The organism is Paenibacillus sp. YAE3, from assembly GCF_057546105.1.
In genome coordinates this window covers 23,826-47,171 of record NZ_BAAIYF010000007.1, presented here as the reverse complement: position 1 = coordinate 47,171, position 23,346 = coordinate 23,826, and the positions used below count along the sequence as shown (strand labels likewise).

Annotated in this window: 21 protein-coding genes; 6 read left to right on the top strand and 15 right to left on the bottom strand. The window is 53.7% G+C overall.

The features are described from left to right. Nucleotides 1–19 precede the first annotated feature (19 nt). Entirely contained in the window at nucleotides 20–1,333 is a 1,314-nt protein-coding gene (locus tag AC27KL_RS14735; protein WP_487170165.1) for a glycosyltransferase family 2 protein, read from the top strand. Here AC27KL_RS14735 and AC27KL_RS14730 read toward each other — a convergent pair. Together AC27KL_RS14730 and AC27KL_RS14725 are read right to left on the bottom strand one after the other, a co-directional pair. Continuing rightward, nucleotides 1,330–1,530 carry a hypothetical protein gene (locus tag AC27KL_RS14730; RefSeq protein ID WP_036709754.1) on the bottom strand — a complete coding sequence of 67 codons (201 nt, stop codon included), beginning with the start codon at nucleotides 1,528–1,530 and terminating at the stop codon, nucleotides 1,330–1,332. The two genes, AC27KL_RS14735 and AC27KL_RS14730, sit on opposite strands and share 4 nt — an antisense overlap. 37 nt (nucleotides 1,531–1,567) lie before the next feature. After that, the gene (locus tag AC27KL_RS14725) at nucleotides 1,568–1,987 is read right to left on the bottom strand and encodes a hypothetical protein (RefSeq protein WP_487170164.1); all 420 of its coding nucleotides are present in this window, start codon (nucleotides 1,985–1,987) and stop codon (nucleotides 1,568–1,570) included. A 226-nt stretch (nucleotides 1,988–2,213) separates the two neighbouring features. Between AC27KL_RS14725 and AC27KL_RS14720 the strand changes: the two genes are divergently transcribed. Continuing rightward, nucleotides 2,214–4,808 (top strand): glycosyltransferase, encoded by a 2,595-nt coding sequence (locus AC27KL_RS14720; protein WP_487170163.1) that lies wholly within the window; start codon nucleotides 2,214–2,216, stop codon nucleotides 4,806–4,808. Nucleotides 4,809–4,911: 103 nt separating this feature from the next. Here the strand turns inward: AC27KL_RS14720 and AC27KL_RS14715 are convergent, their stop codons facing one another. The 6 genes from AC27KL_RS14715 to AC27KL_RS14690 all read right to left on the bottom strand — a co-directional run bounded on the left by AC27KL_RS14715 (nucleotide 4,912) and on the right by AC27KL_RS14690 (nucleotide 9,781). Then, nucleotides 4,912–5,667, bottom strand: a complete 756-nt coding sequence (locus tag AC27KL_RS14715; protein WP_036709758.1) for a glycosyltransferase — start codon at nucleotides 5,665–5,667, stop codon at nucleotides 4,912–4,914. Then, nucleotides 5,664–6,368 (bottom strand): galactosyltransferase-related protein, encoded by a 705-nt coding sequence (locus tag AC27KL_RS14710; RefSeq protein ID WP_487170162.1) that lies wholly within the window; start codon nucleotides 6,366–6,368, stop codon nucleotides 5,664–5,666. Before AC27KL_RS14710 ends, AC27KL_RS14715 begins: the two co-directional genes overlap by 4 nt. Before the next feature lie 32 nt (nucleotides 6,369–6,400). Further along, complete coding sequence (locus AC27KL_RS14705; RefSeq protein WP_212949635.1) at nucleotides 6,401–7,510, bottom strand: class I SAM-dependent methyltransferase; 1,110 nt, start codon at nucleotides 7,508–7,510, stop codon at nucleotides 6,401–6,403. A gap of 34 nt (nucleotides 7,511–7,544) precedes the next feature. Then, nucleotides 7,545–8,120: a class I SAM-dependent methyltransferase gene (locus AC27KL_RS14700; RefSeq protein WP_487170161.1), complete on the bottom strand. Its 576-nt coding sequence runs from the start codon at nucleotides 8,118–8,120 to the stop codon at nucleotides 7,545–7,547. Between the two features lie 4 nt (nucleotides 8,121–8,124). Next, nucleotides 8,125–9,033, bottom strand: coding sequence for a glycosyltransferase family 4 protein (locus AC27KL_RS14695; RefSeq protein ID WP_246536842.1), 909 nt, complete (start codon nucleotides 9,031–9,033; stop codon nucleotides 8,125–8,127). A gap of 205 nt (nucleotides 9,034–9,238) precedes the next feature. Next, entirely contained in the window at nucleotides 9,239–9,781 is a 543-nt protein-coding gene (locus AC27KL_RS14690) for a dihydrofolate reductase family protein (protein WP_487170160.1), read from the bottom strand. 100 nt (nucleotides 9,782–9,881) lie between these two features. On the opposite strand from AC27KL_RS14690, the gene AC27KL_RS14685 reads away from it, so the two are divergent. Then, nucleotides 9,882–10,787 carry a helix-turn-helix transcriptional regulator gene (locus AC27KL_RS14685; RefSeq protein ID WP_487170159.1) on the top strand — a complete coding sequence of 302 codons (906 nt, stop codon included), beginning with the start codon at nucleotides 9,882–9,884 and terminating at the stop codon, nucleotides 10,785–10,787. A gap of 89 nt (nucleotides 10,788–10,876) precedes the next feature. On the opposite strand, the gene AC27KL_RS14680 is transcribed toward AC27KL_RS14685, so the two are convergent. Together AC27KL_RS14680 and hemG are read right to left on the bottom strand one after the other, a co-directional pair. Beyond that, the gene (locus tag AC27KL_RS14680) at nucleotides 10,877–12,622 is read right to left on the bottom strand and encodes an RNA polymerase sigma factor (protein WP_487170158.1); all 1,746 of its coding nucleotides are present in this window, start codon (nucleotides 12,620–12,622) and stop codon (nucleotides 10,877–10,879) included. 215 nt (nucleotides 12,623–12,837) lie between these two features. Then, entirely contained in the window at nucleotides 12,838–14,232 is a 1,395-nt protein-coding gene (gene hemG / locus AC27KL_RS14675) for a protoporphyrinogen oxidase (protein ID WP_036709769.1), read from the bottom strand. Nucleotides 14,233–14,473: 241 nt separating this feature from the next. Between hemG and AC27KL_RS14670 the strand changes: the two genes are divergently transcribed. Next, nucleotides 14,474–14,986: an acyl-CoA thioesterase gene (locus tag AC27KL_RS14670; RefSeq protein WP_339324957.1), complete on the top strand. Its 513-nt coding sequence runs from the start codon at nucleotides 14,474–14,476 to the stop codon at nucleotides 14,984–14,986. A gap of 112 nt (nucleotides 14,987–15,098) precedes the next feature. On the opposite strand, the gene AC27KL_RS14665 is transcribed toward AC27KL_RS14670, so the two are convergent. The 4 genes from AC27KL_RS14665 to AC27KL_RS14650 all read right to left on the bottom strand — a co-directional run bounded on the left by AC27KL_RS14665 (nucleotide 15,099) and on the right by AC27KL_RS14650 (nucleotide 20,274). Further along, on the bottom strand, nucleotides 15,099–15,527 hold the full coding sequence (locus tag AC27KL_RS14665; protein ID WP_081992349.1) for a potassium channel family protein: 429 nt from the start codon (nucleotides 15,525–15,527) through the stop codon (nucleotides 15,099–15,101). A 54-nt stretch (nucleotides 15,528–15,581) separates the two neighbouring features. Beyond that, complete coding sequence (locus tag AC27KL_RS14660) at nucleotides 15,582–16,085, bottom strand: hypothetical protein (protein WP_487170157.1); 504 nt, start codon at nucleotides 16,083–16,085, stop codon at nucleotides 15,582–15,584. A 60-nt stretch (nucleotides 16,086–16,145) separates the two neighbouring features. Beyond that, the gene (locus tag AC27KL_RS14655; protein WP_487170156.1) at nucleotides 16,146–17,786 is read right to left on the bottom strand and encodes a M20/M25/M40 family metallo-hydrolase; all 1,641 of its coding nucleotides are present in this window, start codon (nucleotides 17,784–17,786) and stop codon (nucleotides 16,146–16,148) included. Nucleotides 17,787–17,862: 76 nt separating this feature from the next. Then, the gene (locus tag AC27KL_RS14650) at nucleotides 17,863–20,274 is read right to left on the bottom strand and encodes an S-layer homology domain-containing protein (RefSeq protein WP_487170155.1); all 2,412 of its coding nucleotides are present in this window, start codon (nucleotides 20,272–20,274) and stop codon (nucleotides 17,863–17,865) included. A gap of 137 nt (nucleotides 20,275–20,411) precedes the next feature. On the opposite strand from AC27KL_RS14650, the gene AC27KL_RS14645 reads away from it, so the two are divergent. Beyond that, nucleotides 20,412–20,597, top strand: coding sequence for a hypothetical protein (locus AC27KL_RS14645; RefSeq protein ID WP_036709785.1), 186 nt, complete (start codon nucleotides 20,412–20,414; stop codon nucleotides 20,595–20,597). A 102-nt stretch (nucleotides 20,598–20,699) separates the two neighbouring features. On the opposite strand, the gene AC27KL_RS14640 is transcribed toward AC27KL_RS14645, so the two are convergent. After that, nucleotides 20,700–21,464: an SDR family oxidoreductase gene (locus AC27KL_RS14640; protein WP_487170154.1), complete on the bottom strand. Its 765-nt coding sequence runs from the start codon at nucleotides 21,462–21,464 to the stop codon at nucleotides 20,700–20,702. 675 nt (nucleotides 21,465–22,139) lie between these two features. On the opposite strand from AC27KL_RS14640, the gene AC27KL_RS14635 reads away from it, so the two are divergent. Next, on the top strand, nucleotides 22,140–23,321 hold the full coding sequence (locus tag AC27KL_RS14635) for an MGDG synthase family glycosyltransferase (RefSeq protein ID WP_052146976.1): 1,182 nt from the start codon (nucleotides 22,140–22,142) through the stop codon (nucleotides 23,319–23,321). Nucleotides 23,322–23,346: the final 25 nt, after the last annotated feature.

Sequence of the window (23,346 nt, the reverse complement as noted above, 5' to 3'; positions counted from 1 at the left end):
CGGAAAGGATAACGCGGAAATGATCGTTTTTATCGCTTCGAAAGGCAGTTATACGGAGATGATTCAAACCGAAATATCCGTTAAGGAGGCGTTCCCTGAAGCGCGGGTGGAGCGTTTGCCGGAAATGAATCCGGGTAAAGTGCTCAATGAGATCCTCGCGGTTTGCAGGGAGCCGTTTTTTCTTGCTTTATACGGCGGCGACACCGTCACCCCCGCAATCAAAGAGGAGCTTACGAGCCGGATTGCCGACATGCATCCGGAAACGGGTGCGGTCGTACTCCATCCCAAAGGCCGTTCCCGCCCCGGCTCAAAGCAAGGTTTCGACGCCCCCCACGGGATCTTATGGCGAACCGCAGCCGTCACGCCTTCAGCTTATGGCGGATTTTCCGAATCCAGCCATCTCCCCTTCAGTGTCTATCTATGGATCGAAAGATTGTTCCGGCTTCGCCCGGCTTGGACGTGGGAAGCTCTGGAAACCGACGCGTTTGTTCCTTCCAAAGCGGTTCGCCCCGGGCCGCCCTTGCACCAAGCGGCTTACGATGACGTCTTCGCCCTGCTGCGGCAGCCTTTGGAACCGCCCTGCCCGAAACATTCCGAAAACCTGTCCGACCCGGTCATTTCGGTTGTGATCTGCACCTATAACGATGCTGCTTATCTCCCGTGGGCCGTGCGCTCCGTCGTTGCCCAGTCCTATGCGGCCTGGGAGCTGATCATCGTCGATGACGGATCGACCGACGGAACGGACGATTATGTAAAAAAACTGAAAGGTCACGGAAAGATCCGCTGCTTGACCAACGCAAACAATCAAGGGAAAGCGGAATCGCTGAACCAAGCGCTGACGATGGCAAAAGGCAAATGGCTATTGGAACTCGACGCCGATGATTGGCTATCTTCGGACTGCTTGCTGCACCTTGCAAAAACGGCTTTAGCTTTGCGGCATGAAGCAGCCGTGTACGCGGACCATCATGAATGGATCCAGCGTATGCACGGCCGGCTGATGTACCGGGGAGTCAAACAGGCGCCTTCTTCCCTTTCGGCAGGCAAGCTTCTGGCAGAAGGATGGGTGATCGCCCCCCGGATGTACCGCACGAGCTTTTTGAAGAAACACCAAGGGTGGAACGCGTCCGCCCCGTGGGGCGGAAGATTGTTCGAAGACGTGGAATTGTTGGCAAGACTGTCCTTAAAGGAAACTTTGCATTACATCGCTCTCCCTCTCTATCACCGCCGGATTCGAAGCAGCAGCGTCTCCCGGATTCATGCGTCTTTATACGAGCGTTGGAGTTCATGGGTGGCGGATCGAACGTTAAACAGCCCCGCCGATCTCGATCATTAAGGTAGGATGCGGACGTAAGTAACATTGTTGATAAATGCGGTAACCTGCTGGGATGACGGAATATAATTCGAACTCGACAGCTGAACGGTTATCAAACCTCCCGCGGCGGCGGACAGCTGACCTTGAAGAAACTGTCCGGGTTGAACGATTTCGGTCCTTCTTCCGATGAACGCGTTTAAGGCTTCAATAAAATTCATTCGTATTCCCCCTCTTCCCTGTCAAGCAAGCTTTTTCTCAAAGCACGGAGAGGACGCTGCGCAGCGGAAGCAGCACGATGCTGCCGTCGGCCTCCCTCAGCTGGATGAAATCCTCGCCGATCAACACCAGGGTGCCGAATAACGTGCCCGCCGGCGTCTCGATCGTCACCTTCGAGTTGAGTTTTGAAGCCAAAAATTGAACCGTGCCGGGCTGGTTTGAAGTCAGCGAACCCACCTGTTCCTGAAGGGAGGATACCTGGGCGGAAAGGCCGTTTACCCGGTTCCGGAGCCGTTTCAGTTGCCTGGACAGCCTGGCAAGGCTGACGACGACGAATCTTTTCAGGCCATGCAGCTTATGTTTCAGCGCGCTTTTTTTACGTCTGCCGGCATCCGGCTTGTGCCGATGCGCATCCGCCGCGCAATCCGTGTGATGGAATTTTTTTCGATGCAGCTCCACAGCTTTTACCTCCTTCGTTTAGTCATGAGTACAATATGTTCTAATGATGCAGGCGGCTACCGTGGAGATTAAAGTTAATGAATATGCCCAAGGCCGGCAAACCAGTGGCGCGAACGGCGGAATTTGATCGAACATTTAAGAATTGCAATAGTTTTTTACCCAAGCGGATATCCGCCTCCGTACATATTTTGAAGATAGACAATCGTTTAGGGAGGAGAACACCGCTTTGAAGAGACGACATTCAAGGCCACGGAAGCCTAAAATCAAATCCGTATCCCCTACGGTTTCAAAGCCTGCTAAACGCAAAACAAAGGCGCCGATCAGACGGATCGATCCGCACCCTCCCGTCATTCCGGCATTCCGGCACGATACGGGCGCCTCCGCGGACACGCTGGCGGCCCCATTGGCTGCAAGCAGCGATCATACGGCAAATCACGCGGCCGATTCGAGAACCACCGAGACTGCCGCAGGCCATGCGGGGATGTACGACGTGTTCCGTTTTCCGGTAATCGATTGGGATTTCAGATGGCAAAGGCCCCAGCAGATGTCGGTCCAGTTCGCGCGGCACGGTCATCGCGTCTTTTATGCGACCACGACGATGTCCGTTCTCCCAAAAGAAGATGCCGCATTCGATGAGGTTGCAAGATACGTCAAGGTGAAGCTCGTCAAGCCGAACGTTTGGCTTGTCACGTTATGCGCAAACCGAAACTTGAACCTATATACCGATCAGATGAGCGCGACGGATATTCGGTATTTGAATTGGTCCATCGAGTATATCCGGGAGCGGTTCCAAATAGGACATTTGGTATCCATCGTCGACCTTCCATTCTGGACGCCGCTCGTCTCCACCATGGAAGACAGCAAGCTGCTGTATGACTGCATGGACGAACATAACGGTTTTTCGACGAACGCCCCGTCGATGATCCGGCTGGAGGAACAGCTTGCCCGCAAAGCGGATCTTGTTTTGGCCTCATCCCAACGGCTGCATGACCGCATGAAATCATACCATTCCTCCCCGCTTTTGCTCCGCAACGCCGCAGATGCTGCCCATTTTGCAGCGCATGCTCCGGTTGCACCCGAGCTCGCTTCCATTCAAGGACCTGTGATCGGCTACTACGGAGCGATATCGGATTGGTTCGACGCCAAGCTCGTGGAACGGATGGCCGAACGAAGACCGGAGTGGACCTTTGCCCTGATCGGCCATACCTTTGGCTGCGATACGGCTGGGCTGGAGAAATTGCCGAACGTGCTTCTTTTGGGCGAAAAACGCTATCACGAGCTTCCGATGTATCTTCATCGGTTCGATGCGGCGATTATTCCGTTTTTGCAAAACGAGCTTACCAAGGCAACGAACCCTGTGAAGCTGTACGAGTATTTGGCGGCAGGAAAGCCCGTCGTGTCAACGGCTTTGCCGGAGCTGGAAACCGTCGCCGCCGGGCTTACCGTCATCGCGCGTACCCCGGAAGCCTTCGAACAAGCGGTGGAACGCTCCCTGCGGCAGAATAACCCTCAGCTTATGGAGGCCAGAAAAAATTTTGCATCAAGCCATACTTGGGAAACACGGTATGAAGAACTGCACCGGACCATTTTGAAACGGCTGTTTCCAAAGGTGAGCATCGTCATGCTGGCGCATAACAACTGGCCCTATACGCGTCAATGCCTCTTCAGCTTGCAGAAGCCCGGACGTTATCCCCATCTGGAAGTGATCGTCGTCGACAACGGTTCCACGGACGAAACGTCCCAACGATTGGCGGAGCTGGATCCCGACTGCTTCAAAATCATCCGCTCCGACGTGAATCTCGGTTTTGCCGCGGGGAACTCCCTCGGGTGCCGCAAAGCTGCAGGGGAGTACATCATCCTGCTGAATAACGACACGATCGTGCCCGACGGAAGCTGGATTCGCAGGCTGATCCGCCCTTTGGAGAAACACCCGGGAATCGGCATGTCCGGGCCGATGTCCAATCATGTGGGCAACGACCAGGCGGTGGATTTGTTCGTAGGCAATCCCGTGGAAGGAGCCAATCCCCATTGGTTAAAAGAGTTTTACGGACTCTATAAAGGGCGGAGCCGGTATACCGACTTGTTGGGCTTTTTTTGCGTGGCCTTGCGGCGGAGCGTGTTTGAAGAAGTTGGGGGGCTGGACAGCAAATACGGCATCGGGATGTTCGAGGATGATGATTATTGCGAACAGGTCCGGCGGGCCGGGTACAAACTTCTGATCGTCGAAGACGCATTTGTGTACCACCACGGAAGCGCCACGATCAAAAAACTGAAGCAGGAACAATACGATGATCTGTGGAGAAGCAACAAAGCCTATTATGAACGGAAATGGAACAAACCGTGGCGGCAGCCGAAACGGCCGGAAAATATTTTTTATGGAGCGGATACGCCCGAAGGGGTAGCGGGAAAACTCGGCGGTCGCCCCTGCCTGTTGGTTCTCGGCGGCCGCGAATGGTCAAGAACTCCGGCACGCTGGCAGCAGATGGTCCGAGAACTGTCGCAGCGGAATGACTTCATCATCGTCGTGTATTTGTCGGCGTATTTCGGCCATGAGGTCGTCGGCATCCGAAAAGCCGGACCTCGCTTGTATGTAACGAACAGGCCGGATTTGTTCAGCCATGCCGATCTCGAAAGCGTGGTCTACTGCGGCGGAACCGATGTTCTCCCTTATTTTTCTTCCGACCGCTGCGTGGTTGATGCCTTCTCGTACCATGCCCATCAGCTGGACGATCTGAAAATAAAGCTGCAAACCCCAAGGATGCTCGAAACGGAAGACGTGCCGCTCCTCATCTCCCAAATGCGGAGGGCTCCTCAACCGTAATCCCGGATGAAAGGAACTGTCCCTCGTAATAAAGCAAAGACTCCGCAAAAAAAGCTTTCGTCTACCGAGCCATTTTGGCCCGGCATGGCGAAAGCTTTTCTTTTTAACGATGCTCCGGGTTTGCGGCGATGTACCGCCGGACGACTTCCGGATGGCTTCCCTCGAAAGGTACGGTGGCGATCCGGTATTCCGCATGGTCAAAATGCCAATCCGGTTCCCCTTTGTTGTCGGGGACGTTGACGTCTCCGCGGCGGTTATCGTTAAACTTGATTTTTTTCCCAAGCGCATAATGATAATGATAGATGTTCACGTCCACGCGATCCCGGGGAAGGCTCCAAATGCTCCGTCCGCCCTCGCCCTCGAGCGTGCAATGATGCTTTTCGTCCCGGTAACGGATCCCGATGTTCGCCCGCCACATCCGCGTGATGTCGTTGGACCATCGCTCGTCTCCGGGACTATTGACGCGGAGCGTCCACGGATTTCCCCAAAAATTGACGAACGGAAACTGATAGATGTCCACGTCCATCCGGTTCATGAGCTCGGGCAACACGTCGCGAAACCGGTCATCCATCAGTTCGTCGACGTCCAGGTTCATGATCCAATCTCCGGTCGCCTGGCCGATCAGGAAGTTTCGGACTTGGGACTCGTTCCAGTCGTCGGTGTACGGCATTCCGGTTTGAGGCATGGTGAATAAACGGATCGGCAAATGCGGAAGGTAGGATTCGATGAGAGGTACGGTCCGATCCGTGCTTCCGCCGTCCACGATCACGATTTCGTCCGCATAAGCGGCCGCGCTTTCCAAATATAGGGGAATAAACGTTTCTTCGTTCAACACCGGAACGATGAGGGAAAGTTTCATGCAGTCGTCCTCCCTTCTTGTTTGCCTTGAATCAATCGGCTCATTTCGGCTCGATGACCCAGCGCCTTTCGGTATTCCTGGAACAGCGCATAGTTTTGGCCGTAATGCGGATTGCCTGAAGGACCGACGAACGGATGCCAAAAATGCAGCAAATTGCCTTCGAGCCGGATATGTTTTCCGATGATCGTATCCATTGAATAGGCAAAAGCTTCATCCTCCCCGCCCCATCCGATAAACCGCTCGTCGTATCCGCCGATCGTCTCGAAAGCCGTTCGGGTCACGACGCTGACGCCTCCGACGAAATAACGGGCATCGTCCGGTTTGGTTTCGACGGGAACCTGCAGCGGCCAAACAGCTTCGGATCGATAAGCCGACTGGGAGTTGCTTAGCGTCAAACGCGTAATGCTTGTAAACGGAATGATCCAGTTGTCCTCCCTTAACTGGCGAAGCGCGCCCCTTATGAGCTCAGGATCGTAGATCAAGTCCCCGTCCGCTATGATCCATCGGGAGCCGGTTGCTGCCGAAGCAGCTTTGTTGATGGCTTTGGACCTGCTGAACGTTTCGTCCGTAAGCTCGCCGACGCAGATTTCCGCTTCAGGCAGCACCCGCTTATAAAACGACCTTACGAAACGCAGCGCTTCATCGCGCGGCCCTCCATCCGATTGATAGGGTATGAGTACGGAAATATCTCCTGCTTCCATGCTCCGCCTCCTTTTCCTCTTCGTTGCGGGAGTTACTTTAAAAACACCCCCAGCTCCCTGTGTTTTCCTGTTCCGAATGTATTCGCAAGCTTCTCGTAATAAGCGAAATCGGTATTTTCAAGAATCATCCTTTTTTCGGATTCCGGTTCGTCTCCCGACTCCCAAAACAGCAGGCGCGTAACGGAAGCATTCAATTTGGCTAAAAACGCGCTGCCGCGGTCCTCCTTTTTCATCACATGATAAAAAACGGTTAGCAGAACGCCCATATCAAAACGTCCCGGTTCGATGTCCTCAAAGGAAGCCTGAATCCAGTCGAAATGGGTCTGCTCCAGGTCGTTCAGCTTCTTCAGCAGCTCGCAATGCACGGGATCATGTTCGATGCCGGTCACGATCGCCCCTTCCCTCGCCAAACATCTGGCATGGTACCCGATGTTGCAGCCGATATCCAGCACCCGGGCTCCGCGCAGTTGGTCGGGTCCCAGGTAATGCAGCATATAATCCAGCCTCGTGGGATAGTTCTCGTCCCTTTCGCTTCGCCAGTCGTAAAATGCCGGATTCAGGATCGGGGTATAGATCAGCCGACGCTGCTGTGCCTTGACGATGCGTTTGACGGCAGCCGCTTGTTCGGCATTGACCCACGTTGCATGGTCCTCCGCGCTCATCCGCGCGAACACCCTTCGAACGCCGCAGCAGTACAAAAAAGACGCGCGATGATGACCGTCCTTCATGTTGAAATATCCTGACGGGTGATAGACGACTTCGATCGGATGATCATAAAAAAAGGAGCTGTTATCCGCCAACCCTTTCTTCATGTTCTCAAATTCCCTTTTGCGCTGCCGAAGCAGCTGGCCGGGGCTCATGGGCGGTTCCAGGCCGCGGGTAACATGTATCATTCGGTACCATTCCAAATAAGGCTTCGGGGAGGCGGATTGTCCCAAAAAGTATCGGAATAGCTCCCGGTGCGGCTCGAACCGCATGATCGAAAGGTTGCTGTGCCGAAGATGATGTTCATACCATGCATCCGTAAATGACGAAATGAGGTGCTCCGTGTTTGACGATTTTACATCGATGTCCGAAAAAAGCAGCTCGACAGGCACTTCGCAAACCACGTGCGTTCCGCCTTGAGCGACCGAACCTGCCATAACACGTCAACTCCTCCGTGGTCCGTATTCATATTCAAGAGAGGCATCTTTTGCCTTGCAGCAATACGGTCGCAAAATCGCGCCCGACATAATCCTTAAACATCCGCTTGGCGGCTACGGGATAGGCATTGAATTCGTCCTCGCTCCACTCGCTTCGATGCGTTTCGTAGACATTGCCGTATTCGCTGCCCTGCGGCCAATCGCTGCCGATCGGAACGTTCAGAAGCACGTACCTGCTGATATCCCAACATGCGCGCAGCAACTGGTTGGCCTCGGGTTTGGCGAAATGCTCCAGCACGTCGCCCAGGATCACCAGGTCGTAACCGTTTAGAGCCTCTTGCTGCACCAGCAGCTCGTAAGCGTCGGCACGATAGATATGATCGTAAAAACAGGCATGATAAACGTCAATGTTGCGTTCAAACACTTCAATGCCTTCAACTCTTGTCGTCCACTGCTCGCGGAACACTTTTCCCTGCCATACGTCGAGAAACTCCCGGCAGATCATTCCCCAGCGTCCAAATCCGACCCCAACGTCAAGAACCTTTGCTGGAGACACCAAGCGGATCAGTTCCACGCAATACGATATATTTTGCCAATTCGAAGTTCCCATCGTTTCAACCCCCATCCGTTAACAGCAAGCTGATCCAGCGTTCAACGGCTTTGTCGGCGCCCCAATCGCTCACGATCTTTTCCCTGCAGCGCCGGCCGATCGCGTCAAGCTCGCTTCTCTTGTGCATCCACTCGCGGATGCTGCGTATAAAATCCTGCGGATCGTCGCTGTCCAAAATGAACGGGTGCGCATCCGGGTGGGCAGCTTCCTTGATATAACCGACATTCGTAGACAACACCGGCTTGCCGCATGCATAAGCCTCCAATGCCGGCGCGCCGCCCCCTTCATTCGCCGAGGTGATCAACAAAAGGTCGATGGATCGGTAGAATAAGGGCATGTCGTCGTATGCGTATTCCCCGGAGGTCTCCGCGAAGCGTACTCTGGGGTGATGCTCAAACGATTTTCGAATGGGGAGATAAAGCGATTCGTAATTTTTCGATCTTTTGCGTTTGTCTCCGGCCCATCCGATGGTAAGCGGCAGCGATGGATCCAAATTGGCGGCCGCCGGCGCGAATTTGGCGGTATCGACGAAATGTCCGATATAATCCACGCGGGCATGGGGAGCCAAACCTTTTAACGTCTCGGCCAGTTTCCGGTTCATGGCTCCGATGACGGGAATCCGCGGAAGAACCAAACGGAGAAAATCGGGGTCGGGCACGATCGGATCCTTCCATTCGCGCAAAGTGTCGTAATTGCGGCTAAAGTAATAATACGATACGGCGGCGGAGGCATCGATCCGGATATTTTTGAAGATGGCCCAGGCAGCAATCCCCAAACATAAAGCGCAGATCCGGGAATACCGCCGGTTGACCTCTGCCGCGCCGACGTTCTGTATGAGTTCTTCCAGCTTCGCGCAGGAGATCACGTCAAGATCGGGACGGTTTTGCTGAATGATCTTGGCTGTTTTGCCCAATATCCACCAATCGACGTCATAAATGATGAGATGTTTTGACAGGTTGATCCCCCCTCCGCATGTAAAGTGTTTCTGATTGGAGTATATTCGTCGGTACAGCCCCCAGTTACGGGCCTCGCAAAAATGATGAATTGGTCTACCAAAAGAAAAGAGCGCCCGGGCCCTTTCAGGCCAAAGCGCTCTGTCCGAAAATCCGCCTCTCGGCTTATTGGATCCTGTAGTAAAGCAAGGCGATATCTCCGCGACGTTCCATACGGCTTAGCTCGAACGTGCCCGGCACGGTTCCTTCGGGAAACAGGGGAATGCCCCGGCCCAGCACTTTCGGAATGACGGCTATCACGGCTTCCTCCAGCAGCCCCTCATGCATGAATGCTTGGACCAGCTTGCCGCCTCCCGCCAGCCAGACCGATCCGGTCGATTGCTCTTTTGCCCGTCGTACGAGGTCGGACAGCGGTTCGCCGGTGAACTCGACATGAGGCGTGCTTTGATGCGCCGACGGCGTGCGGGTGACGACGAAGCAAGGTTTGCCTGCATACGGAAATTCTTCCGTAAGCGTCAGCACTTCGTCATACGTCTGTCTGCCCATGATAACGCTGCCCACCGTGTCGTAAAATTCGGCATACCCGTTATCTCCTCCGTCGCCTTTGACGTCATGCAGCCAGTCCACGGATCCGTCGGGAAGCGCGATATACCCGTCAAGGCTCATTGCAATATAGAGCACTACTTGATTTCCATTCGCATCGTTCATCCTTCATCGCTCCTTTCTAAATCTTATGTTACAATGGATTTATGACATAAAATGTCGCAGTTATGTTTATATGATGATGATGTTAGGAGCCCATGCGATTATGAACGAACGCAGAGTTGCCTTAATGAGACTGCTCGATTCCCGGAAAAAGTATACCGCTCGCGAGCTTGCCGAGCGATTTCACGTTTCGGTCCGGACGATCCAGCGAGATCTTGATTATTTGCAGCAAATCGGCCTTCCGTTGTATACCGAAACCGGTCCCCACGGAGGATACCGGGCGCTTCCGAACCGGCTGCTCCCTCCGCTCCATCTGTCCCGCGACGAGGCGATCGGGCTGTTCCTGATGCTGAAGCTGCTGGAAGACCTGCCGGACATCCCGTTCGGGTCGGTCCGCAAGCATTTATCCGAGCAGTATTACGCGGAGCTTCCGCAGGACGTGCAGGAGCAGGTCGACCGGTTAAAGGATTATGTTGCCTTTCGGATGACGCCCACCCAGGCGGCGTCGCCTTTTACTTCGCTTATTTTGGAGGCCGCGATGGAGAAACGGCGCGTCCGCATGGAATACGCCTCCGCTTCGGGCAACAAACGCTTTGACGTCTGCCCCGTCGGTTTATATTTCGAGCACGGCTATTGGTACATGCCTGCATACGGCCGCGAAAAAATCCTCTTATACCGTGCGGACCGGGTCATTGCCATGACGCCTCTGGAGGAAGCCGTCCCCGGCCTTCCTACGCTCAAACAATGGCTGGATTCTTCCGATCCGCGGGAAGGAGTCCCGGCCAAAATCCAGTTTAGTTCCTTCGGCGCACGCATGGCGATGTCTGATCCCATGTTCCGGGGGATGTCCGGACAAGAATGGCTCGGTAACGTGCCCCGCGAAGAGTTTCCTTATCTTTCCCGGTTGTTATTGAGGTATGGGCCGGATGCGGAAGTCCTTTATCCGGGCGAATTACGGGACATGGTTAAAACTCTCTTTCAAGAAAGCTTAAAAAACTATATGGCATGAAGCTATGAGATTCCGGACGATGTCCATGAGAAAGAGCCGTGTTCGAAAACGAACAAGGCTCTTATGCTTCATGTCATGAATAATTTTCGTCATGAATTCAAGGCATTCGACAGATTCTCCAATTGTTCTGCGCCTCGAATTTCGAGCTTTTTAGCCTTTTCCAGCAAAGCAATCGCCTGCGGTGCCACCTTCGGATCATTCGGTTTGCCGCCTTCGGGATATGGAAACAGGACGTGCAATTCCGCGAATGTTTGCGCAAGCTGACGATAGGTTTCGGCGGCTTCGTTTAATCTTAACGGGACATTTCCCCCGGCATCCTCCGTCTTTTCCAACAAACGGGCAGCTTCCTCCAAAAAGCCGGCAGCATATTTCCGGCAATCTCCCACGACCGCGACGTTATAGCCGTTACCGTTCGCTTCCACGCCTTGGCTGCGGAACGCTTCGATCCACGCATCGTAAGACTCCAACCCTTTGGCGGCTTCCGCAGGCACGTTCGGCTCCTTGCCGGCATAATGCTCAAGGATCATCTCCAGCGCCCCGCCCAGCCCCTCTTTAAACGATAGGTTCGACGCCGAATCGACGGCCATTACGAAGATCTCTTCCATCACGCCCCTGCCTAAATTTTCATAGGACAACGTATCCTTCCGGCAGCATTCATCCATATACAGCAATTTGTGTTCGTCGTCGTAACCGTACAACATGCCGAATTCCGGAATGCTCAGGTCCCATGCCAGCACCGGATATCCGCGGTCCACAGCATGATGGATCAAATCGAGCGCTTCGGGAAGCGCCTGGTGGATGTCCCTTTTCTGCATCGTTTTCAGGCTTGTCGCCGCTTCGCCGAGCAGATTGACGTTATCGCCGATCCCCGGCTTCATCCCGTCCACGATCCTGACCGTCAACCCCAGGTTCCGGAGCCCTCTCCGAAACACCTCGGCAAAATCGAAAGCCGTCGGTCCGGCAATATGCACGCCCGGCAGCACTTGAATCCGGAAGGCCAACCCTGTAAGCCCCATCACCGCCGCCAACGAGTGATCCCGCCCCGCCGCTTTGGCCAGCGCATGAAGCACATTGCCCGCCGTCGACCATGAATGCCCGCCCTCCTGCCATTTTTCCGTACCCAACACCGTTTTTCCCATCGTTCCCCAATCCTTTCGCGTTTGAATATAGGCGTCAACGGTTACGCGGATTCGTTCCTGAATCACTTTTTTGCGGGAGCGGGACAAGATTTGGTACACGTTGGCAGCAGTCAGGCTGAACTCGCGGGCGATTTCCTGAGGCGAAAGCTGGTCGAAAAAATGCGATTCGAAAATTTGCCTCTCCTTTGGTTTCAGGCAAGCGATGATATCCATCAACACCTGCTGGGTTTCCAGCCGCATCAGCCGCGCCTCGGGAACGCCATCCTGCTGCATCTCCCGTTCCATGGCATGGGCGACCCTCTTCAGGACGTAATCCAGACTCCCCCACATTTCCTGCTCTTCCCCGCCTCCGGACACCGCCGCCTCCAGGCCGGAAAACGTCGTTTCCTGCCCTCTTCCGGCTTTTTTCAACCGGGTCAGCGCCTGGTTGCGGACAATCCGGTGAACCCAGGGCAAAAAACGCTCGGCATCCACCAGCTTGCCCAGATGCAAAAACGCGCGGATCAACGCGTCCTGTACGATATCTTCGGCCGCATGCGCTTCCTGAACCATGCTTCGGGCATACCCGTAAACCTTGGAACGGTGCCTGCGAACAAGCTCGCCGAAGGCTTCCCGGCTGCCTTCCTTCGCTTTTTTGATCAGCGCCGCATCGTCCATTTCTTCCCACTCCACGCTTATTTCCCGCAATTGACTCAAGTGAAAATCCCCTCTCAAAACGTTGACATACGATATAGACTTCAGAAGCAAAGGATTTCTGACAACTTTTCTTAAAATCTTTCGAAAAAAATCCGGACGTATATCACCCTGATTCCATTATCCCTTATTCGCCTGCCCATTCCAATGACTCCTTGAGGAACAGGAGAACGCAAAAAACAAGGCCCGGGATGCCATCCCGAGCCTTGTTCGTTTGTCTATTCAGCGATCCATTCGAGCATTTTTGCCGCCGTGTCCTCCCCGTTTGCGATGCAGTCCGGAATCCCCACCCCGTAATAGGAGCAGCCGGCCAACGCCACGTTCGGGTACAGCTCCGTCATTTTCGCCTCCAGCGATTCGACGATCTGACGATGCGTGATATGATAATTCGGCATGACTTCATGCCATTTGGTTACGTTATAGGTCAGCGGTTTGCTTGCGATTCCCAGGCTGGCCTGAATATCCTCCATGCCGATTTGCAGCAATTCGTTTTCCGTCATGGCCACAAGCGTACCGTAATGCGGATTCATGCTCTTATAAAAGAGTCGGACCAGCAAACGGCCGTCTCCCGACGTGTGCTCCCATTTTCGGCTCGTCCAAGTGCACGCATTGCATTTGACGTCCTCGCTGCCCGCCGTAATAAAGCCGGTGCCGTCAGCCGGGAGTTCCTCGTCGGGTACGTCAAAAGCCATATAGACGCTGATCAGCGAGCTATGCTTGAATTGGTTGAACTCCTCATCCAACCGTTCATTCCGCAGCAGCTTTTGGGCCGCGACGGATAACGTGGCGATCGATACGACGTCCGCCTCAAGCGCCCGTCCGTCCATCAGGGTTATTTCGTACCGGCCATCCGCGAGGGGGTTCACCGCTTCGGCTGCAACGCCCTTGATGATTTCGGCCTGACCCAGCTTCTGCTCCAACGCGTCGATCAACTGCGACACGCCCCGGCGGAATGAGAGAAACTTTTTCCCGCTTCCGCTTTGAAACTTGGCTTTATTGGCGTTTAAGCCTTTGATGATGCTTCCGTATTCGTTTTTATAATCGATTAAATACGGCAATGTGGAGGCGATGGTGAGTTCGCTCAGCTTGCCGGAATATACGCCGGACAGCACCGGGGCGATCTGCTTTTCCACCAGCTCTTTCCCGAGGAATGCTTCAAGGAAATCCCCTACCGAATCGTCCTTGGTAAAGGTTTCGTTCGGCGTATAAAAGTCTTTTAACGCCTCGACTTTCCCTTCGGCCGACACCAGGCCGGTCGTCGCAAGCGACTCGATGCTCAATGGAATGCCGAACACGGCGTCCTTCGGAATTTGTTTCAGCGTTCCGTCCGTATAGATGTACGAAATCCCCGTCGCGTTATAGACGACTTCGTCTTTCAGGCCTACTTCCTCTATGAGTTCGGCCGCATTGGATTTGCGCGTTACGATCGAATCGGCGCCCGTTTCCATCGTAAACGTCCCGTCATGAACGGTCCTGATTTTGCCGCCTAACCGTTCGCTGGCTTCTACGATCGTAATGCTAACGTCTTGTCCGCTTTCGCGGGCTTTTTTTTGCAAATAATACGCGGCCGACAATCCCGTGATGCCTCCGCCGATGATGACTGCCTTTTTCAAAATGAGGACACCTGCTTCCGTCAATGTTCGATGACTACATTATATCACAGCACGCCGGCCCCGTTTGCGTTCCCTTTTGTGACGTTCCTCTGACATTCGTCATCGGGAAAAGGGTTGTTAAACCTTTTTTGTTTACATAATATATTTTACGTAGATATGGTTTTGGCGATACGATACATGTGTATCCAACTGCCGGAAGATACTATGACCGTGTCGAAAATTCAGTGAATGAGGGATATGTATGGAACAACGGTATGTCAAAGAATCGAGATGCTATAAAATCGCGCGCGTGTTTCCTACGGACGTCAACAACCATGACACGCTTTTCGGCGGCAAGCTGATGGCTTACATCGACGACATCGCTTCCATTTCGGCCTCCAAACACAGCCGGAACCTGGTCGTGACCGCTTCGACCGATTCGGTCGACTTTTTGCTGCCCATCCACATGACGGATTCGGTCTGCTTGGAGTCGTACGTGACCTGGACTGGCCGCAGCTCGATGGAGGTGTTCGTCAAAGTCATCACGGAAGATCTGAGAACGGGAAAACGCCATATCGCGGCCACCTCGTTTTTGACGTTCGTCGCGATCGGCGAAGACAAAAAGCCCGTCCCCGTACCGAAAGTGATCCCCGAGACGGAAGAAGAAATCCGGCTGCACGAAACGGCGCCCCAAAGAGCGGCGATGCGCAAACACCGCCGAGAGGAAAGCAAAAAATTCGCGGATTATTTGACGATCGATTTTCCGTGGGAATAAGAAGCCGGGATGCCTTGGAAGAGATCGAACCGATCTGCGCTGGAAGCAAGCCGGTTTCGAAGTCGGATGGGGACGGAACGCGCATCTTTTGCAGGAATCCAACATAAGCATCCTAGCCCCTGTCATGATCCGCCTCCGCATCGCTGCCGCCTTGGCGTTTTCCGCGGCCGGTGGATTTTGTGCCGCCGTTTCGCTGTATCCTCTCTTCCTCATCTTCCCGCTGGCTGCTTTTTACGACGCCGTAGGCGATGTAACTCATAAGACCCATGAACAGGCCGGTGCCGACGACGATGTACAGCATCGTAAAAATTTTGCCGAACGGGGTTTGCGGAACGAAGGTTGGGTGTCCCGACGTGCTGAGGGTCGCAATGCAAAAATACAACGCGTCCAAAATCGGCAATCCTTCCTCGCGCGTGTAAAAAATCGTCCCCGACAACAGCATGAAGAGGGTCACCACGAACAGAACCCGGAACCTTTTATGGTGAAAAACATGAAACAGGCCGCTTAACAGCCGCTTTAACGTCAGGACAAACGAGATCATGATGTCAGACTCACACTCTTTTGCTGCAGGTTCATTCGGCACCCTTCCTCAGGTTCAATATCGAAAAGTCAGCTTCTCTTTCAAAATGACATTCCCGCTTTTATTATCGGTCATCTCGATCCACCCATCCCGGCCTTCTCCGAGAATACGGATCGGCAGTTGCGTCCAAAGGACCAGCTTATAGTTGACCGGCACAAAAGTCGTCTCATATTCAACATGCCCAACTTTTACGCTGCTAGTCATATCGCCGAACGTCACGCCATGATTGTCGGGGCCTTGAAACGTGATGCCTACCTGGTCATAATGGACGGCGTCCAAATCGAGCACGATATGGACCGAATGATCGTCGGCGCCGTAGATCACGGAACCTAATTCGTTGCGGATGGTGCCTGCTTCCGCCGTTTGGATCACGTGGTTACGCTGTTCGCGGTCAGGGTCGGCGCTTGAAGCCGGAGCTTCCGCATGCTTTGGAGGCGGGGCTGCCAGGCTATAGGCAAGCAGCAGCAACGCAATGACGGCAGCGCTCCAAAATAAAGGTTTCGGCCTGGAATGGTTCATGTTGTACCTCCGGTTCGTAACAATAGGATGGTTTTGTCAAACGGATAATCCTGTCCGAAGTCAAGCCGCAACGTTTTTCGGATGTGTTTTCCTTATAAAGAGCCCTGCGATATTCCGTGTAAACGGTTCGATCATGGATAAATTCAGCGAAAACAGCATGGCGCAAGCCACGTTTACAAGCGGCGGCATCGCCATGAAAAGCAAATGGAACAGCGTGACAAACAACAACGCGGGCATTGCGGAAAGGATCATCGTCATCCAGCTGCGCCGTAGAACTGCGGATGGATCCTGCGTCCCTTGCAGAAACGCCAGCGCGATGCAGTGGACTAGAAGCGGAATTGCAAACAAATAACATGCGCCAGGCAGCAAAAACGTAACGATCCAAGTCAACATCAAAAATAAACATGCGGCGGCAAGGACCGCCTCCAATTCGTTGCGGCCGCGGCGCAGGATGGAACTCAGCAAAACATGGACCAGCAGCGTAATGGCAAGGAAGCTGAAATGATAGAACGGATTCGGAATACGGGAGGTCATTGCCGACAGCAGCTCGTAGGACAGCAGCGCCGACAATAAGAAGCCGATAAACGCCGCCCCGACGGCCCCGGCTATTTTGCCGGCACGGGCTTTGCGTTTTTTGACGTATAAACCGACAAGCATGAACCACGCGGCCGTCAAAACGATGGTTAGCGGCAAATTCACGGATTGCGGGTAATAAAACAGTTTGCCGAACAAATTGAAATATTCCGAATCCGGCTCCTTTAAATCGCCCAAATCCATTGCCCCAAAACGGCTTGCGACCGCAAGCGCGTTCTCTCCATGATGCTGCAGCGTAGCCATGGAGACGTTTTCGATCGTATCTTCCGCCGAGTGGTATTTATCCCAGCTGCCGACGTAAGCGAAATTGAGTCCGGGAATCCCTTCCCGAAGCGAAATCGTCAGGTCCGTGTCATTCGGCATCAGGCGGTAAATATCGGCCAGAAACGAATTGCTTACAGGAACTGGCGCAATAGCGGCAAACTCGCGAATCAACTTGCCGTTTCCGCTGCTCGTCTGGAACATGAGCGAAGGCCCGCTGGCCCCTCTAGCTTCAAAATTTGCGACCAATCCGACCTGGTCTTTAAATTTGGAGGCGCTCCAAAATGCTTTGGCTCCGAGCAGCCCTCCTTCTTCCCCGTCCGTGATGACAAACAAAATGTCGTGCAGCGGTTTTCCTTGGGCCTTTAATGCCCTTGCGGTTTCGATCAGGGAAGCCACGGCTACGCCGTCATCGTTGGCTCCGGGCCCGTGGGCAACCGAGTCGTAATGGGCCGAGAGCATTAACGCTTTCCCCGGCTCGGATCCCTTCAACGTCGCGATGATATTGTTCATGGCGACGGTTTCATAGCCGTTTCCGCGATTCATTTGCGCTTGAAAAGGCTCCACCTCGACTTCGAGACCCAACTCCGCGAACTGCCCGACGATGTATTTCCTGACGTTCTCGATCTCGGGCATAAACGGCGTATGGGGCGCTTTTGCGATATGGGTCAAATGGTCGAAAGCGCGATCGGCGGAAAAGACGGTTTCCGGCGATGCTTTTCCTTTGCCCGCGGGCGGCTGTTCAAACCAAAGCGAGGAAATGACCGCCAACCCAATGAATAAAGCGGCAGCAATAACGCCGGACAATCTCCGCAAAATGCTTTCAGCCCTGACGGTAGCGTTCATGAACAAAGCCTCCATTATGATCATCTTTTAAAAAAATCCGGCTGCAGCAGGCCGCAGCCGGAACCAAAACGTTGCGTCAATATCCCGCCACAGGCGAATCCACCTTCCCTTGGATCTGTGCCAGCAGAACGAGCACTTGGGCAGCCTCGGCCTTGGTGACCGGTCGGGCAGGCTCGAATTTGCCGTCTTTAGCGGACATCAGACCCAGCTGGATCGCCTGTTTCACGGCACCTTTATGTTGGATGGCTTGGGCATCCGCCAACGCCAAAATTTGAGGGTCGGACTCGTAAAAGGCCGACAGTTTATCGTATCGAAGCACGTTCACGATCGTTTCGGCCAGCTTTTCCCGGGTCAGCTTTTGCTCCGGATGGAGCTCGCCCGACGTATTGCGCAGCCAGCCCCGATCCGCGAACATCTGCACGGCTTCGGCATAGGGACTGTCGGCAGGAACATCTTTAAACTGTTTGCCGAGACGGCCCGGATCGTAGTAGCTTTGGGTCGGGCTCACTCCCTTCGCGATCATTGCCAGCAGATCGCCGTACGTAATCTCTTTGTCGGGATGCAGAAGCCCGTCGGATTCCGGGGCGATGACGCCGTATTCGAGCAGCGTCGCCAGTTCTTTGCCCGCACCGTGGCCCACCGCATCGGAAGGCAGGTTGGCTGCCGGATCAGCGCCGCCGTTCTGGGTTCCGAAATAACCGTAAAACTCGTTTTTGCCGGTAACGGCGTTAATGAACGGCAGGCGGCGGTCGCCGTTGAAGGTCGGCGCGTAAGCCAACAAAATCCGGGGCTCCGCGAATTTGCTTTCCACGTAATATCCTCCGGTCGAGGCATAGATGAGCTGAGCCCCCAAAGCCTCCCGGTACGTTTTCGCCGCGTCCTCCGGTTTGATCTTGGCCGTCAATGCATCAAGCTTTTGGCGGTCATCCCCCGTGAGCGGCAAATTAGCGTTATACGAAAGGAGTTTGCCGCTGCCGTCAAGAACGAGGCTTACCTGCTGGTTATAAACGGGAAGGTCTTTGTAAAATTGCTGGAATACGAATCTGTGAACCGTTTTTCCGTTTGCTTGATCCGTCGAGGAGTCGTTGGACAGCTTTAATGCCTTGGCCGCTTCGGGGTAGTAACGCCCGGCAAGGTCGAAGGCTTTTTTCTGGGCTTCGGATGCCGACATGCCCGGAGCATTGCTTTTCGCATCGGTAATCGGGCTCGGCTTGGCATTGTCCGCCTCTTTCGCGTACGCCGGGAGTTCATTGATATTGTAGCTGATGAGTTGTCCCGTCCCTGCGTCGACCATCATATATACGCTATCCCCGGACATTCCCAACGCGCTTTTTTTGTACCAGTTCAAGGACCATACCTGTTTTCCCGAATCCATCCAATAGTTCGTCAGAGAAGAGGACAGGGAATAATCCTTGCTTGACGGGACAAGATCGGGATATAACTGAAGGACTTCCTTGGAGGTTAGCGTATTGCCCTGATGCGCTTTAAAGGATGCCGACCCGGAGGGCAGCGCCGTGTATTCGAGCGCTTTCGGAACCGTTTGTTCGGAGTTTTGCAACGGATTGAACCTTTTTCCGGTATTGGCGTCCGTCATGGTTATGGAAGGAGCGGGTATGTATGCCAGCCGCCAATCCTTTTTGGAACGGGCAGGGTTGTAATAATCGTTGAATTGAACGTAAGCCAGCCCAAGGGATAAATCCTTTTTGAATGATTCAAGCGCATCGGAAGACGATATTTTCGGATTGGCGGATGGATAGGATTTGGAGGTTGACATGCGATTATAGCTGAAGATCCGCCCCTTGCCGTCGACGCCGATCTGGATGTTTTCGCCATCGGACGGGATGCCGTTGACTTTCGCGCTGTAGCTGAAGTTGTACACCACCTGCCCGAACAGCGATTGGTTCCCGTTATTGACGCCTTCTTGTGGAACCAGGTCATCCGCTTTGATGGAGCTGGCGGCTTGCACGATAAACGCCTTGGCCGCTTTTTCGGCCTGCTCCTGACTGATTTCGGGAGGATAATAGGCCCTGCTTTCGTTGGAAACATACTCCGGCTGGTAGAAATTGAGCACATCGCCGGTCATGCCATCCACGCTCGCCGAGAACGAATACGTGCTGTTTCCTCTTGTTATCGTCCAAGTAAGCATCCAGACCGACTCGTTGAAGGAATTGTCCGTCCCTTCCGTATAGCTGGCATCTTCCAGCTTGGCTTCATTCAAGACGGGAAACAAGGCGACCATTTTTTTCGCAGCTTCTTCTTTGCTTATTTTCGCTTTTTCCCCTGGAGCAGGATTTGCGGCGGCCGAGTTAGCGGCCTTGGCCTCTTTGGCGATCCCCGTGCCCGACTCCGAGACGGATGCCGGCGAAGCTCCCGCCCATATCGGAACTTGCAGCAAGCTGAGCCCGATCGTCCCCGCAATGACGGTTTTTGCTACCTTGTTAGCGGAAGCGGGAATCGAGGCTTGTCTCCCGTGATTTTTGCGCTTCATCCTTTCAACCTCCCAATTTCCATAATAAACCAAAATAATTATAGCATACCCTTTTATTTTACGCAGTTGGCTTGTGTTCATGTTTAAAATGTTTTATGCTGAAAACCGTAACCAGCTTTTCGAAGGAGAGATTAGTGATGAAACAACGGACGACGAAGTCCGCGAAATCCGGACAGACGAGACAGGCAGCGCCGGTTATGGGGGGACGGGTCACATGGAGCCGCAAACCGATGACGCAGGTGGTCATGAACAAAAAAGCGGAGCAGCGCCGAACGTGGTGCCGAAAAGGCACGGACGACGGCGCTTTTTTATTTGTGTCGTAAAAGGGAAAAAGGCCCGCTCTCCCGGGATGTCGGGGTATTCGGACCTTGAACGCGGTTCTTTTGCTTCGGATGACCTGCTCCCTCTTGTCTTAGGGCGATCGCTTAGTATGCCGTCCAGCCGGCATCGGCGGTAATCACCGTACCGTTGATAAAGCTGGAATCATCGGAAGCCAGGAATAATGCGATTTTGGCGATTTCCTCGGGTTTGCCGTTCCGGGGATTGAAGCCGGCTCCGGACATGGCTTTTCTTAACCCGCGCGATTCGGGGTTCATGTCTCCGGCATCCGCCATAATGTTCGTTTCCACGCCGCCCGGAGCGATCGCGTTGCAGCGGATGCCCGCATCGGCGTATTGGAAGCCCACGTTTTTCGTCAAGCCGACCACCGCATGCTTGGAAGCCGTATAAGCGGCCCCGGCCCGGGAGCCGTACAACCCGCCGATGGAAGCGGTATTGATGATGACGCCTTTGCCTTGCCCGATCATGATCGGGAGGGCTTTGCGGATCGCACGCATCGGCCCCGTCGCATTGACGGCTATGACGCGTTCCCATAGTTCGTCCGTCAGCTCCGTCACCGGCGTCATTTTGTCCATGATTCCCGCGTTATTCACCAGGATATCCAGCGAACCGTACGTTTTGACAGCGGTTTCAATCATGTTCTGAACGTCCTCTTCCTTGGCAACGTTGGCGCTGACGCCGACCGCTTGACCGCCGTTTTGCTTCACTTCCGCCACGACCTGGTCCAGGGCTGCTTGGGAGATATCCGCAAGCACAAGCTTTGCGCCTTCAAGCCCGAACAGCAAAGCCATTTCCTTTCCCATGCCGGAGCCGGCACCCGTAATTACCGCAACCTTGTCTTGGAGCTTCATCGCATATTCCTCCTATGGCCATTAATTAGACAAACTGTCTATTATCTATTGTAACGCTTGTCCCGGAAAGCTTCAAACGTTTCACATGCGAAAGCATGAATTTTTTATAACTTATCGCGAATTTTTACACTGAATCAATACGGCGCATACGATATGCCTTTACACTCAAATCGAGCATTCCTATGATATGCCGAAAACGAAACGCCGCAGATCGGCATGGCCGTCTTGGGCAGCGTTGGCTAACGGTCCCGGGCGCCGCTCGGAAACTTGATCCATCCGATTCTTCAGTCGGGGTTTTAATTTTTGCGCATTTGCCCCTTGAACATACATAAATTTACTCATAATCTATTATTAGTAGAATAACAACGGATTTTCACACCCGCTTTTCCTTCCCTTTCAAAAATTTTTCATCAAACCTGCATGGTTATCTTTTCGCGCATCGTCTAACTACATAGAATAACCCGAACAGGCCTTGTTCCCCCGACCTTGGTCTAGCATGGAAACCAGTCCGCGGTCCGTTTTGGACCCTTTCAATCCGTCATAAACTTATTTCATAAGACGAAGTGATCGAGCATAGAACGGAACCCGCCTGATTTTCAGGGTTGCTTAACGTTAGAACATAAGCTGCCTTCCCGACGAAGGAGCGTCCAATATATTAAGATCGAAGGTGATCATATGCGCAAGAAAAGAGTACTGATATTATCCGAAGGTTTCGGCAGCGGCCATACCCAAGCCGGATACGCGCTGGCCGCAGGCATGAAAAAAATGAATCCCGATATTCAAGCCAAAGTGATTGAACTGGGATCGTTCCTGAATCCTACCGTCGCGCCCTGGATTATTTCGGCATATCGTCTGACCATAAACACCAATCCCGGTCTCGTCGGTTTGCTGTACCGCAAACAGCACGACAAACCGCTGAGCAAACTGGCCATCATGGCGCTTCATCGCATCTTTTATCATCATACGGCTGAGGTCATCGCGCATTTGCGTCCGGATCTGATCGTCACCACGCATCCCATCCCGACCAACATCATTTCCAGGCTTAAAGCGGCCGGGCTTAACGTGCCTTTGTTTACCGTCATTACGGACTATGACGCCCATGCCTCCTGGATCAACAAAGAGGTCGACCGCTTCCTCGTCTCCACGGACAACGTCCGCCAGCTTTTGCTGGACCGGGGAGTGTATGCGGAAAACGTCAAAGTCACCGGCATTCCGGTTCATCCCGACTTCTGGTCTTCCGAAGACAAAACCTGCGTCAGAAACACGCTCAACATCAAAAACATGCCAACCGTATTGATCATGGGAGGCGGCTGGGGACTGGTTTCGAATCATCAGCTCGTCCAGCAGCTTCAACGGTGGAAAGATCAGGTTCAGCTCGTATTCTGCTGCGGCAGCAATCAGAAGCTGCTCGACAAGCTGAAAAGCGACCCGGGATTCCAGCATGAAAACATCGTGCTTCTCGGGCATACGCGCGAAATCAGCAAATGGATGGACGCATCCGATCTGCTGATTACCAAACCGGGAGGAATGACCTGCACCGAAGCGCTTGCCAAAGGGCTGCCGATGCTGTTCTGCGAATCGCTGCCCGGCCAGGAAGAAATGAACCGGGAATATTTCGTCAAACGCGGTTACGGCGAAGCGCTGCAAAACGAAAACGTCCTCGAAGAATGGCTGCGGAAGCTGGCGCGCGGCGAACAAATCCGCATCGAACGCTTCTCCCGCCCTTCCCTCTTCGGTTCTCCCGCGAAGGATTACTACAGTCCGAGCAAATGTGCCGCAGAAGTAGCCAAAATGCTGGAATACCCGCCGCAGCAGGCTGACGTCGTGGTTACGCACGGAATTCCTGTCGGCATTTGATCCGTATAGCTTCGCATGAAAAAAA

What these genes read in the sequence shown, in the direction of transcription:
- AC27KL_RS14735 (WP_487170165.1), top strand. Translation starts at nt 20, where the DNA reads ATGATCGTTTTTATCGCTTCGAAAGGCAGTTATACGGAGATGATTCAA.
- AC27KL_RS14730 (WP_036709754.1), bottom strand. Translation starts at nt 1,530, where the DNA reads ATGAATTTTATTGAAGCCTTAAACGCGTTCATCGGAAGAAGGACCGAA.
- AC27KL_RS14715 (WP_036709758.1), bottom strand. Translation starts at nt 5,667, where the DNA reads ATGAAACTTTCCCTCATCGTTCCGGTGTTGAACGAAGAAACGTTTATT.
- AC27KL_RS14710 (WP_487170162.1), bottom strand. Translation starts at nt 6,368, where the DNA reads ATGGAAGCAGGAGATATTTCCGTACTCATACCCTATCAATCGGATGGA.
- AC27KL_RS14705 (WP_212949635.1), bottom strand. Translation starts at nt 7,510, where the DNA reads ATGGCAGGTTCGGTCGCTCAAGGCGGAACGCACGTGGTTTGCGAAGTG.
- AC27KL_RS14700 (WP_487170161.1), bottom strand. Translation starts at nt 8,120, where the DNA reads ATGGGAACTTCGAATTGGCAAAATATATCGTATTGCGTGGAACTGATC.
- AC27KL_RS14690 (WP_487170160.1), bottom strand. Translation starts at nt 9,781, where the DNA reads ATGAACGATGCGAATGGAAATCAAGTAGTGCTCTATATTGCAATGAGC.
- AC27KL_RS14685 (WP_487170159.1), top strand. Translation starts at nt 9,882, where the DNA reads ATGAACGAACGCAGAGTTGCCTTAATGAGACTGCTCGATTCCCGGAAA.
- AC27KL_RS14670 (WP_339324957.1), top strand. Translation starts at nt 14,474, where the DNA reads ATGGAACAACGGTATGTCAAAGAATCGAGATGCTATAAAATCGCGCGC.
- AC27KL_RS14665 (WP_081992349.1), bottom strand. Translation starts at nt 15,527, where the DNA reads ATGATCTCGTTTGTCCTGACGTTAAAGCGGCTGTTAAGCGGCCTGTTT.
- AC27KL_RS14660 (WP_487170157.1), bottom strand. Translation starts at nt 16,085, where the DNA reads ATGAACCATTCCAGGCCGAAACCTTTATTTTGGAGCGCTGCCGTCATT.
- AC27KL_RS14655 (WP_487170156.1), bottom strand. Translation starts at nt 17,786, where the DNA reads ATGAACGCTACCGTCAGGGCTGAAAGCATTTTGCGGAGATTGTCCGGC.
- AC27KL_RS14650 (WP_487170155.1), bottom strand. Translation starts at nt 20,274, where the DNA reads ATGAAGCGCAAAAATCACGGGAGACAAGCCTCGATTCCCGCTTCCGCT.
- AC27KL_RS14645 (WP_036709785.1), top strand. Translation starts at nt 20,412, where the DNA reads ATGAAACAACGGACGACGAAGTCCGCGAAATCCGGACAGACGAGACAG.
- AC27KL_RS14640 (WP_487170154.1), bottom strand. Translation starts at nt 21,464, where the DNA reads ATGAAGCTCCAAGACAAGGTTGCGGTAATTACGGGTGCCGGCTCCGGC.
- AC27KL_RS14635 (WP_052146976.1), top strand. Translation starts at nt 22,140, where the DNA reads ATGCGCAAGAAAAGAGTACTGATATTATCCGAAGGTTTCGGCAGCGGC.